This is a genomic window from Chitinophaga sp. Ak27 (genome assembly GCF_012726295.1).
Taxonomy (GTDB): domain Bacteria; phylum Bacteroidota; class Bacteroidia; order Chitinophagales; family Chitinophagaceae; genus Chitinophaga.
Genome location: NZ_JABAOB010000001.1, coordinates 1,630,559 through 1,643,496, shown reverse-complemented (window position 1 = coordinate 1,643,496; position 12,938 = coordinate 1,630,559). Strand labels below are relative to the sequence as shown.

At 48.8% G+C, this 12,938-nt stretch carries 9 protein-coding genes; 8 read left to right on the top strand and 1 reads right to left on the bottom strand.

The genetic code is table 11. The annotated features are described in order from the left end of the window. Window positions 1-17 precede the first annotated feature (17 nt). Genes HGH90_RS06400 through HGH90_RS06370 form a run of 7 tightly spaced genes read left to right on the top strand, consistent with a single transcriptional unit; the run spans window position 18 to window position 10,823 of the window. Window positions 18-1,502, top strand: a complete 1,485-nt coding sequence (locus HGH90_RS06400; RefSeq protein ID WP_169190682.1) for a RagB/SusD family nutrient uptake outer membrane protein — start codon at window positions 18-20, stop codon at window positions 1,500-1,502. Window positions 1,503-1,514: 12 nt separating this feature from the next. After that, window positions 1,515-2,651 carry a carbohydrate-binding protein gene (locus tag HGH90_RS06395; RefSeq protein ID WP_168762468.1) on the top strand — a complete coding sequence of 379 codons (1,137 nt, stop codon included), beginning with the start codon at window positions 1,515-1,517 and terminating at the stop codon, window positions 2,649-2,651. Window positions 2,652-2,662: 11 nt separating this feature from the next. Continuing rightward, window positions 2,663-3,697, top strand: a complete 1,035-nt coding sequence (locus tag HGH90_RS06390) for a DUF5007 domain-containing protein (protein WP_168762469.1) — start codon at window positions 2,663-2,665, stop codon at window positions 3,695-3,697. A 31-nt stretch (window positions 3,698-3,728) separates the two neighbouring features. Continuing rightward, window positions 3,729-6,983 carry a SusC/RagA family TonB-linked outer membrane protein gene (locus tag HGH90_RS06385; protein WP_168762470.1) on the top strand — a complete coding sequence of 1,085 codons (3,255 nt, stop codon included), beginning with the start codon at window positions 3,729-3,731 and terminating at the stop codon, window positions 6,981-6,983. Window positions 6,984-7,004: 21 nt separating this feature from the next. Beyond that, complete coding sequence (locus tag HGH90_RS06380; protein ID WP_168762471.1) at window positions 7,005-8,468, top strand: RagB/SusD family nutrient uptake outer membrane protein; 1,464 nt, start codon at window positions 7,005-7,007, stop codon at window positions 8,466-8,468. A gap of 18 nt (window positions 8,469-8,486) precedes the next feature. Further along, a complete protein-coding gene (locus tag HGH90_RS06375) occupies window positions 8,487-9,185 on the top strand; it encodes a fasciclin domain-containing protein (RefSeq protein WP_168762472.1) in 699 nt (232 codons plus the stop codon). An 18-nt stretch (window positions 9,186-9,203) separates the two neighbouring features. After that, complete coding sequence (locus HGH90_RS06370; RefSeq protein WP_169190681.1) at window positions 9,204-10,823, top strand: IPT/TIG domain-containing protein; 1,620 nt, start codon at window positions 9,204-9,206, stop codon at window positions 10,821-10,823. Here HGH90_RS06370 and HGH90_RS06365 read toward each other — a convergent pair. Next, window positions 10,810-11,823: a LacI family DNA-binding transcriptional regulator gene (locus HGH90_RS06365; protein WP_168762474.1), complete on the bottom strand. Its 1,014-nt coding sequence runs from the start codon at window positions 11,821-11,823 to the stop codon at window positions 10,810-10,812. The genes HGH90_RS06370 and HGH90_RS06365 overlap by 14 nt on opposite strands. Window positions 11,824-11,955: 132 nt before the next feature. On the opposite strand from HGH90_RS06365, the gene HGH90_RS06360 reads away from it, so the two are divergent. Then, window positions 11,956-12,837: an inositol oxygenase family protein gene (locus tag HGH90_RS06360; protein WP_169190680.1), complete on the top strand. Its 882-nt coding sequence runs from the start codon at window positions 11,956-11,958 to the stop codon at window positions 12,835-12,837. The last annotated feature ends 101 nt before the right edge of the window (window positions 12,838-12,938 follow it).

Genomic DNA, 12,938 nt, shown 5'->3' with positions numbered 1-12,938 from the left:
TGTTTAAAACCAAGACCATGAAAAATATTGCTGTTGCCGGAATGATCCTGTTCCTGGCGGTAGGTATGCTGTCATGCAAAAAGATGCTGGATGTGCCTTCGCACCGGGCGCTGACAGAAGAGAATATGTGGCAGACCAAAAATGATGCGCGGGCTGGTTTATCTGCCTGCTATGCGTTGATGCGGGCGGCCATGGCCAATGAAAACGCTCATTGGGTGTACGGTGAATTACGTGCCGGCGATTTCCAGGTGACGAAGCGCGGCGACCTGCAGGCGGTCGTAGAAAGTAACCTGAATGCGAGCTTTTCCACCATGGATGAATGGCGCGACTGGCGCAGATTTTATACTGCCATTGCGCAATGTAATCTCACCATCGCTAAACTACCACAGGTGACAGTGACCGACTATCGCTATTCAAAAAACGATATGCAGTTGGATATTGCACAGGCCATCTACATCCGTGCTTTCCTGTATTATTATATGGTGAGGATCTGGGGAGATGTGCCACTGGTAACGGCGGCAAGTGATGGTACTGCCAAAAGTATTACTCGGGAAAACTGGCAGAAGGTGCTCGACTATGCAGCGGCAGAGGCGGAGCGCAGTATAGACGGGCTACCCTGGAAATACAACGGGAAATCGCCGGAACAACAAGGCGACTACCGGGGACAGGGAGAGTCGCATCATATTTCCATCACCATTACTAAAGGGATGGCCTATACGTTGTTAGCGCATATTTATACCTGGAAAGGCCAATATGACAAGGCACTGGAATATGCCAATACAGTGATCAATAATCAGTCGAATACCGGCTACGGTTTTGTTAGCGTGAATGATTTGACCCGTTTGGATGGCGCATTCCGTGGCCGTATTCCGGCTAATATTTTCCAGATAGATATGAACTTCGACCATGCGGAGATATCGTCTACCGGTCAGCTGGAAGACTGGACCCTTCGGGATCCATATATCCCCAAGCAGGAGTCGGAGATTTATGTTCCCCGCGACAGTATCTTAAAAATTTATGGAGAGCCCCATGAGCAACGTGCTGATTATTTCTTTACCAAGTTGGATGATGCCTATCCCATCTTCTACAAAATAAAACAAATCAATACCAGTGTGAAGGACCCTGTATTGAAGATGTATTCGTCCTGCATTATTGTATTCCGTTATGAAGAGTTATACCTGCTGCGTGCAGAAGCCAAAGCGCGTTTGGGTATGACAGCAGATGCGCAGAAAGACCTGAACCAGGTAAGGGGTAATCGCTCGTTGAAGGCGGTGAATGCCGGCTTGGCGGGAGAAGACCTGCTGGATGCGATCCTGCTGGAAAGGCGGCGAGAGCTGATGGGCGAAGGCTGGTATTGGTATGATCTCATGCATTTTAAACGGATTCCCCGGTTCACCAAACTCACACAGGCAGATGTAGACCGGGGCGTGGCTTTCTGGCCTTTGTCGCAGGAAGCGCTGTCCAATAACAAATCCCTGACACAAAATAGTTTCTGGAAATAATCAATTACGGCCATGAAAAATTATTTATTACTACTGGTATTGCTGGGGTGCTTTGCCTGTAAGAAAGGGCTGCAGGATTACCGGAATGCCAAGCCGGTATCTGAAGTAAAGGTAAGTACCTACGACTTTCTGCAGCAACAGAACGGGCTATATGATACCCTGTTATTACTGATTAACCGGGTACACCTGGCAGACCTGCTGAAAAATGATAAGGTTACTTTTTTTGTGCCACAGGATATCAGCATCCAAACGGCTATGCGTAACCTGAATTTTGCGCGGGTTCGCCTGGGAGATGCGGGCAACTGGACATTGGACAGCGTGCCTGATATCGTTTGGGATAGCTTGTTACGCCGCTACATGCTTGCCGGCATCGTAGATGCCGACTCGCTACGATATGCCGATGGCAGTGACCTGGTATCGCTGTACAAGCATGGGATGAATGGGAAAGTGGCCGGTACCAATGCTTCGGGGCAGGTAGGCGGCGGTACAGAGGTGATACAGTTTGCCGACCGTAATGAATCCCGGTTTATAAAAGACTGGTCGGTAGCCTTAACGCAAAACGTAGATATCACTTCTAAAAATGGCATCATGCATATTCTGGAAAGCAGGCATGTGTTTGGATTTACTTCCTTTGTGGGCAAGGCTTATCCACGTTCCCTGGAACCTATACAGGGACCGTATTTAGGCTACCCGGTGGAGATACCCGGCATTGTGAATGCGGCTGACTATGACGAAGGTCCTAAAGAGGTAGCGTTTCACTATAATAATCCCAATGGTAATCATAACTATCGCCCTGATGCTCCCGGTACAGAAAACTGTTCGCAGGGCGATAACCAGGTCAGCGCTGGCGGCAACTACAATATTGGCTGGACCAGCGATGGCGACTGGGTAAGGTATACTGTGAATATTAAGGCAGCCGGCAAATACAAAGTGGAGCTGCGCATTGCCGGTAACGGCGGAGGAATTATTTACCTGGAGATAGACGGGGTAAAAGTATCTGATGAAATTCCGATCCAGGGTACGGGGGGCTGGCAAAGCTGGCAGGGCGCCTTTGGTACCGCAGACCTGCCTGCTGGCATACACCAGATGAAGGTACGGATCAAGAAAGCGAACCTTAACCTGCACCGTATCATTTTCACGAAATTATAAACCGATCAGCAATGAATACGCAAGTATATAAGTATATCGTGGCCATAGGACTGTTGCTGGCAGCCAGCAGCTGTTACAAGGCCATGTTGCCAAAAGAGAAAGCTCATTTCAGCAATAACTGCAATTTCGATGGAGATACCTACGTGGCTTATTTTGGCCGTGCCAACGTATCCTATGGGAAATTCAACCCCGACTATTCCACACAGCCGCTCACTTTTGAGTTACAAAACATACAGCGCCCCGATGGTGCGCAGGCGCCTGAATTTAAGCAGGAGGTCAATACCTGGCAGTGGAAAACCTATTACAGCGGCACCGAAAAAAGTGTAGATGAAATCAATGCCAAACGTATACAGGTAAAACGCCCGCTGATGGACTTGCAGGCCAATTCAGGCAACCTGGTATTCTGGTCAACGGATACGACAGTATTAAAACCGGGTATTTATACTTTTGATATCCTTGTAAAGAATGAAGGGGGACAGAAGCTTTTTCAGAAGAGAAAGCTGGACCTCCGCCGTCCCCGCCCCTATGAGCCTTATGAGTGGGATGCGGTGACGGGCCTGCCGCTGGCGGCGGACCAAGGAGGGATTATACACCCTTCGGTATCCGGCATCAAAGATCAGCTTAACAACGAGTTGAAAGCGGAAAATATCAATGTTTATTTCCGGAAAACAGGTACGGCAAAGAATACTATCTCCTTTAAATTTTTTGATAAAGACTCTCTGCCTATCCGTTTGCCTGCTTTCAATATTACTAAGTGGGACAGCCTGGCTTACCGCAGTAATACCATTGATGCGCGGGTATATTTTGGCTTTAACCGCAAGATGACAGCAGATAGTACGGTGGTGACCTGGGATATTCCGAATCCCTTCCCGGTGCTGGCAGATGTGGGGATAGATGAGAAAGCGAGCATCAACTTTTCGTATGAGCGTATTTCTTACGGCGTACGTACCCAGGCTTCTCTGGGGCTCACCTTTGCCCTGTTTGAAGCCGGTAGCTGGGATGTGATCATCAAGTTTAACGTGAATCCACGGTTTAGTAATGATTAACCTATTCTGCAAACATTAAAATTTCCGTTCCATGAATAAACGGTACATCATAAGGCTCATTTGCCTGTTGCTATTGCTGGCAGGCAGCCGGAGTATGGTATATGCCCAGCAGGCGGTTACCATTAAGGGCAGGGTTACAGATGCCACATCCAGGGAAGGTATTCCTGGTGTAACCATTATCGATATCAAGAACAATAAAGGCTTGGGTGTTACCGATGCCAGTGGCCGGTTTACGATTACTGCCGATCCAGATAAAAGTATCCAGTTCCGCTATATTGGCTACCGTTTTGAAACCGTGAAAATTGGTAAGGCAACGGTGTTGAATGTGATATTGTCGGCCGAAAATAAATCGCTGAAAGAAGCCGTGATTGTGGGTTACCAGAAGCGCACCAAGGAAACGGTATCTGGTTCGGTAGCTGTTATTTCCGGCAAGGAATTACAGGATGTACCTGTGTCTAACATACAGGAGCTGCTGCAGGGAAAAGTGGCGGGGCTGAATATCCAGAACAATACCGGCGCCCCTGGTTTTCGTGGTACCATGTCCGTTAGAGGGGTATCGCAATTGAATGTAAGCGGCAGTGGCGACCAGGCCTACCTGACGAGCAACAACCCGTTGCTGGTGATCGACAACGTGCCGGTTGATTTTGACGGCGGTATTTCCCAGTCCATGTTACAGCCTGGCGCTGCCACAGGGCCATTGGCGTTGATCCCACCGGAAGATGTACAATCTATCGAGGTGATGAAAGATGCCCAGGCAACGGCGTTGTATGGCTCCAGGGGCGCTAACGGTGTAATTGTGGTTACTACCAAGAAAGGTAATTCGCCTACGCCGATCATAGATGTGAACAGCAGCCTTTTCATTAACCTGCCGCCTAAGCTGCGGCCTACTATTGGGGGCAACCTGGAACGCCGTTACCGCATCAGCTCCATTTTGCAGAATGCGATGAGTATCGACGATGCGAGAGATATCCTGTCGCAGATAGGTTCGCTCAAATCCACTGATGGCAGCCAGTTTCTGACAGACAGCCTGAATCCTTTCTACAACAATTCCACCGACTGGCAGGGATTATTTTACCAGACTACCCTTAACACCAATAACAACGTACAGATCAGCGGGGGCAATGTGAAGATGAACTACAAGGCCAACTTTGCCTACCAGATGAACCAGGGCGTATTAAAGAACACCGGTTTTAATAAGTATAGTCTCAATATGCAGTTGAACATGCAGCCAACGCCGCGGCTGCGTATAGGCGCGCAGTTATTCAGCGCACTGGGGCAAAAGCAACGGGGGAATGGCGGAGGCCTCACGGGTAATGGGGCAGGGAACTCGTTTACCTCGTCGCTATTGCCGGGACCTTCCAAGTTTATAGGGAATCCCCAGCTGGACGGGTATGAAAATAATGTTGACGATAATAACACGGTGAACATACGCGGTTTCCTGGACGTGGATTACGAGTTGTTGAGCGGGCTGCGGATTAATTCCACCACGTCGTATGATTATTATACAGATACACGCGACCGGTTTAATATGTCGTTTTCCAACAACAATGCCACGGGATTATATGGCTTCGTGGGGCGGCATGATGAGCTCAATACCCGCAATGGCGTTAACTACAGCTATAGTACCAATAAGCGGGACCAGGAAAAAGGGCATAATATTTATGCCAGCGTATTTAGTGAAATCAACCTGAAATCAGATGATCAGCATGTGAGGGATGTACGTAATGGCCCGAATGATTATTACTGGGGGCCGAGGGGATATTCGCCTCGTTTTTACCCGGGCAATCCGTGGAATAATGCGTCGGAGGTGAATGTGAATGGTACGCCGGTATCGTATGTTTATCACGCTGCGTCGTGGGCAGGATTCCTGTCTTATAACTTCCGTACCAAGTATAGTATAGACCTGGCTTACCGGTTAGATGGAAGTTCTGCCGCGGGTATCAATAATCCCTATACGAAGAATCCGTCTGTAGGCCTTCGCTGGAATTTCAATAAGGAAAACCTGATGCGGCAATGGAGCTGGCTGGACTATGGGTCTGTTCGCGTTACCTATGGCGTTAACAGCCGGCCTTCGGCCACCCTGTTGAATTCCCTGGGCGTATACAAAGGCACCGGGGCTTACAACAACAGTACTTCCATTATTCCCGAATTTTCGGTGCTGGCCAATCCTTCCATGGAGCCGGAAAAATCGTCCCAGTTTAACTTCGGCGTGGATCTCGGATTGTTTAAGGGTCGTGTGGAAATCATCTACGATACTTACTACAAAAACAATTATAACATTGTGCGGGATAATTTCCTGCCCAATTCACTCGGGTATGACAAGATACAGGTGAATGGTGGCGCTATTGTGAACTACGGCCACGAGCTGGCGCTAACCGTACGCCCTATTGTGCACGTGAACCCACAAGCTTTCCAGTGGACCGTATCGCTGAACGGCGCGTACAACGACGGGGTGTTGACCAAGTTGCCCGGCGGTTCGCAGTTTTACCTGAATAAAGACGATGCGTACAACCAGGGCATAGCATTGAAGGTTGGTAGAAATCCGCAGAGTAACTACCTGTTCCAAACGCTGGGTATCTATAACTCCACAGCTGATGTGCCGGTAGACCCGGTAAGAGGCGTACGTTTCAAGGCCGGCGGCGGTTTCCTGCAGGCTGGCGATCCTATCTGGAAAGACCTGAATGGCGATTATTCACTGACCGATGCGGACTATGTCATTATGGGTAACCCTGAGCCCAAGCTGGTAGGTGGTTTCAATAATACGTTCAGTTACCGGAATTTTTCCCTGAGTGTTTACTGCAGCTACCTGTACGACCGCAGTGTGTTGAACAACGCCATTGCCGCGAGGATCAACCGTTTGCTGTATCCCTATGTGCAGTATACACCTTCCAGTGCAGGCGTGCAGGGACCGGTCAACCTGTATGATATCAGTCTCATTGATTACTGGAAGGCCAATGGTGGCAACGCTACGCACCCGGCGATCGTGAGCTCCTTTTACCGCGATGCGATGGTGCAGCCCAACCGCCTGAACCAGAGCCTGTATATGGAAGATGGTTCTTATTTCAAGATCAACCAGATTTCGCTGGCCTACCAGTTCAGGGGTTTTGATTTTATGAAAAAGCTCCGCCTCCGCTTGCTGCGTGCTTATTTCACCGCTTATAATGTGGCGATGTTTTCGAAGTATACAGGCCCTAACCCTGAAACGGTTACCTCGCTGGGAAGAGATGACATCAACGGGTATCCCAATGCCAGGAGTTTCACCATTGGTATAGGCGCTCAATTCTAATGACCTTAAAATTATTTTCAGATGAGAAAATGGTATATCATCGGCGCGCTGGCCTGTTTGCTGATTGGGGTGGGCGCCTGTAAGAAATTCCTGGAAGTAAAGCCACTGGATACCTTATCCGGGAATGACTTCTGGAAAACGAAGGGCGATGCGCAGAAAGCCATCTCCGGCGCGTATAGCATATTGCTGGGCAAGTTTACCGCCGGCATTTTATACAACGTAGGCGATTTCAGGGCGGGCAACTGGAACTGGTTTTCCAAGAATAACCTGCGGGCAGTAGGCACCAATAAAATGCTGGGTACCGGTAACGGTGATGGCGCCGACAATCCGCAGGACTGGAAGGAATTTTACCAGGCCATTGCAGCGGCCAACCTGTGTATCGATAGAATTCCCGGTATTACCGATCCTAATTTTGCCACCCGCGATAAAAAGGCGTTGGTGGCCGAAGCCAGGTTTCTGCGGGCCTTCATCTATTTTTATATGGTAAGGTTATATGGAGATGTGCCCTTGCAGATAGACCCTTATGATACCCAATTAAAGCCACGGGAGCAGATGCTGACCGTACTGGATTTTTGTTTGAAGGACCTGGCTGCGTGCAAAGATGACCTGCCGCTGGCCTATGAAGATCCCACCAACCGCGCGGTGAGAGGCACGCAGGGCGCTGCATTGGCATTGATGGCGCATATCAATATGTGGGCCGCCGGATTTGATAAAGGCAAGGAGCAGCAATACTGGCAACAGGCCGCAGATCTGGGGAAAGCGGTGATGGACCTGAATGTATACAAGCTGCTGCCTTATACCAAAGAAACGTTTCAAACCATTTTCAAAGGACGTTCTGAAGAAGGGATTTTTGAATTATCGCTGGATGCCAACTATGGCGGCAAGTTCCACTCATTGATTTGCCAATGGACCTTGCACGAGCCTTATATCCATGACTACCTGAACGGCGGTAGCGAAATAACGCCCATGGTAAAACACCTGGATCGCGTTTACCCCCGGGGCGAGCCCGATAAGCGGCTGGACCTATGGTTTTACAATCCTTACAGCAATGATCAGACGCCGATGTTCCTGAAATTTTCTTCCATCACCGATCCTATCAGCAGGGATTATGATGCCAATTTCATCTTATTCCGTTATGCCGATATTATCCTATTGAGGGCAGAAGCGCTGGCTTACCTAGGGCAAACAGCCGAGTCGATTAAGATGCTGAACATGGTACGCGACAGGGCTGGCGCCAAGTTGTATACCGGCAGTGGTGGCAAGCCTTTGCAGGATGCCGTATTCTATGAACGGGAAAAAGAGATGATGGGTGAAGGGCATCTATGGTATGACCTGATACGTACCGGCAGGGTGATGGATAAGAATGTAACGGAAAATTCGCTGACGCCCGAACAGATGGAGCGCAGGGCCTGGACTTATCCCATATCCAATAATGCAGTGGCTAATAATCCGCTCATTACCCGCAACCAATACTGGATACAATAACTGTTAAACTAAGTATGTATGCGAAAGCTGTTATTTATAAATGCCATCCTGCTGCTGGCGGGGCTGTTTATATCTTCCTGTAAAAAAGATTATTATATCGATGGAGGGCTGGCCGATCCTCATTATAACGGAACCATCTATGATTACCTGGTAAACAATCCGTACCAGTTTGATACCCTTGCCTTTGTGGTAGAAAAAGCAGGATTGAAAACGACGTTACAGCAGGATTCCGTTACTTTTTTTGCGCCTACCGATGAAAGTATCGGCCGGGCACTGGCCGACCTGAACTATTACCGGTACCGGAATGTGGAAGACAGCGTGCAACTGGCGGACGTTCCCGGAAGTGTATGGAAGAAGTACCTGCAGCGGTATATTATGAGGGGAAAACATCCGGCCAAAAGTTTTGCACGTATCGACCGGGCTAACGTATACGCCTATCCGGGGATCAACTACGTGATGGATAACGGTTATATTATGAATATAGGACTGGTATACCAGAGCTATAACAACGTAGAAGCCGTAGGCGCCAGGATATTGCTGTTGACCGACATCACGTACGACCCGGTTAATTTTATCAACAATCCTTACGCTTATGTGGCTTCTTCGGATATACAGCCTACCAATGGCTATATCCATGCACTTGCCTACAATCATGTATTTGGTTTCCGGGCGGGCGATTTTTTATGGACTGCGGAGCAGGCATTACAGAACCAATAATCCAATAATGCATTTTATATGAAGAGATATATTTGTTTTATCGCATTGCTGGCAGGGATGGTTGCCTGTAAGAAGGAGACCGTTCGTAAAGGCAATGATCCTTACCAGGAAACAGTGTTGCCGGCTATTTATATTAACAAAGATGGTATTAGTCCCACCCGTGCCAGGGTAGGAGAAGAGGTGCTGATCAGCGGAAAGGGGTTTGAGAAGAATAAGGATAAGTTGGCTATTCTTTTTAATGGAGTAAAAGCGGAAGTAATATCACTAACGGATACGACTGTACGGGTGAAAGTGCCTGCGCAGGCAGCTACCGGTAACGTGGCCGCACAGGTCGACCAGCAATATTTTTTCGGGCCGTTTTTCCGGGTAACAGGCGTATTTGAAATGGATACCCTGTATCCCAGCCTGGTTGGCGCCAATGGGGCCATCAACAGCATCATTCCGGTGGAAGACGGGAAATACCTGGTGGTGGGCGACTTTACCGATTACGGCAATTCCGGCAAAAAAGATAAGTTGAACCGGGTAGCGAGGATTAACCATGACGGTACAGTAGATGGCACTTTCGGCCCTGACGCGAAGAATGGCACGAACAACACCGTAGCCAGCGCTGTAGCGTTGCCGAGGTCGGTGAACGGTTATCAGTACCTCGTAGCTGGCTCTTTCAATAATTATGAGGGTGTGAGTTATGTAAACAGCATAGCGTTGTTGAATAATAATGGTTCGCTGTCGGCCAACCGGATACAATCGCCCAATGGCAAGGATATTACCGTTTCCGCTCTAAAGGGCGGCGTATCGGGTGCTGTGGAAAATATACATGTGCAGCCCAACGATGGTAAAATACTGCTTACGGGTAATTTCCGGTTTTATGTGCAACCTAATTTTAACCTGAAAACAGTCGGTACAGCGTTGGACTCCGTGCACCTGGATTCCATCCAGGTGAATGGGCTGATCCGCCTGATGCCGGATGGAGGAATAGACAGTACCTATAACTACGATTTGGCAAAGCATATGGGAAAAGAAGGGGCTAATGGGTTTATCTATCGTTCTATATTATTACCCGACGGGAAATTACTGATAGCGGGATCTTTCACCAAATACAATGGCCAGGCAGTGAACCGCCTGGCACGGTTGAATGCCGACGGGTCGCTGGACGCCAGTTTTACGCCCGGCGCGGGGGCCGACCAGGTTATTGGCAGTATGGAGCGGCAGCCCGATGGTAAGATCATACTTACAGGCAGCTTTAACATGTATGGAGGAGTGAAGGTGCCGCATATTGTGCGGATTAATGAAAACGGCACGATAGATCCGGGTTTCAATGTGGGAGAAGGAACCGATGGATTTATCTACAACGTGGGTATTATGCCTGGCGGGCAAATTATCTTAAGTGGTGTGTTTACCCAGTTTAATAAGCTACAGCGCAACAATATGATTGTGCTGAATGCCGATGGTTCCGTGCATGCTACCTACAATAGTTTCGGAGGATTTTCGGCCGTGGGCGATAACGGGGCGAACGGGAATGCGAACAGTGTAAACCGGGTGATACCGCAGGCGGGGGAAAAGTCGCTGCTGGTAGTGGGTAGTTTTACGAAGTTCGATTTCCGTACGGCTAACCGCATCGTACGTATTACTTATCCTTAGCCAGGGTAGAGTTCCTGGCGATGAGAGAAGAGGGAATAACTTCCTGTTGCTGCTGCAATGGGAAGTTATTGCTTTTTAGGGCGCGAAACAGCAGGGTAGCTGCCGCTTTGCCCATTTCAAAAGCCGGCTGGGTGATGGTGGTGAGGGAGGGGTGGAGGAAGCGGGCGGTAGACAGGTTAGAGAATCCTATCACCTGTAAGTCGTCCGGGATGCGCCATTGCAGGGCTTCGCATACCTCGTATACCGCGGTAGACAGTTTTTCTGTGGTGGCAATAATGCCATCGTAGTTATTTTCCAGGAAGGCTGTTTTCAGTAGCTGGTGGTTAGCGGCGCTGTCGTTGGTGCAGTAGGTAATGGCGTTGGGCAGGAGGGGGAGTTGATGATCGAGCAGTGCCTGCTGGAATCCTTCTGCGCGTTTATTACTGATAGATAGCTGCCGGGAGGCCGATAACAGGCCTATACGGCGGCATCCGCCTGCGATGAGGTGGTTGGTGGCCCGGTAGGCTGCTGCGGCATCGTCGGTGGTAATTTTAGCGGCTTTTACTTCTTCACAGACCCGGTCGAAAAATACCACGGGTTTGTCGCGCACCAGTTGTTCCAGCCCGGCAGCCGTGGTTTCGGTGGTTACCGAAATCAGGACCCCATCTACGCGGCCGCTCTGGAAATCTTTCAGGATGGTTTGTTCTTTCTGGCTGTTTTCGTGGGAGAGATAGATGAGCACATGATATCCTTTTTCCTGGGCTACGGCTTCGATGCCGTTGATCGCTTCGGCAAAGAAGCTATCGGCTACTTCAGGGATCACCACTGCGATGGTGTTGCTGGCCTTTTTCCTGAGGCTGCTGGCATATGGATTGGGCACGTAATTGAGCTCGGCAGCCAGTGCCAGCACCCGTTGCCGAGTTTCCTCACTGATTTCGTGGCTGTTATTCAATGCTTTCGAAATAGTGGCGGTAGACAGTTGCAGTCGTTCTGCCAGCATCCGGATCGTGACATTCTCCATATTTTACCCCGTGTTACTTAATCGGTTAAGTAAATAAAGTTATTCTATTATGCGGAAGATTTTTAAAAAGATTGCATATTTAGCAAAGGAACTATTCCTGCTTTTCCACGAACTTTTTAAAAACCTGATATTATGGATAACGTTAACGGGCAGCCTAATCCTGCACCTCTTCAATCACTGGACCAATGGGAAGATGACTTATTGGAGCGCTATCCCGATCCTGCCAATATCAACAAGGAAAAAAGCACCAGTGAATTCCGGAATTATGATACGCCTCCCCGGGATACCGTACGTGAATTTTACCGTCTGAATCATACTTACCAGTCATATGCCTTTGTGCGGCAGAAAGAACAGGAGTTTCTTTCTTTCAACAAAAGAGAGATGTCGGTATGGGATGCTTTTGACTTCCTGAATCAGCTGGTAGATGACTCTGACCCGGATACCGACCTGGATCAGTTCCAGCATTTACTGCAAACATCAGAAGCTATCCGTGCGGATGGTCACCCCGACTGGATGGTGCTAACCGGTTTATTCCACGACATGGGCAAGGTACTGTGTTTGTTTGGCGAGCCGCAATGGGCAGTGGTAGGAGATACTTTCCCGGTGGGCTGTGCTTTTTCCGACAAGATTGTTTTTCCTGAATTCTTCAAAAACAACCCGGATATCAACAACCCGGATTACAATACCAAATACGGTGTATACGAGCCCAATTGCGGACTGGATAACGTGCATATGAGCTGGGGGCACGATGAATATATTTACCAGATCATGAAGCCGCACCTGCCGGAGCCGGGGCTGTATATGCTGCGTTATCACTCTTTTTATCCGCAGCATAGGGAGCATGCCTATGGTCACCTGATGAATGCGCATGATGTGGAAATGTTTAAGTGGGTGGATTTGTTTAATCCGTATGACTTGTATTCCAAGAGTCCCAACCCACCTAACTGGAAAGAGTTAAAACCATATTATGAAGACCTGGTGGCGAAATACCTGCCATCTACTTTAAAGTTCTGATTAATCAGCAAATGTCAATATTATCGGGTATGGGTGCCATTACATCCAACCCGATAATTTTTTAAGTTTTCCACGCCGGAATTGGTTATATTCAGTCCAGG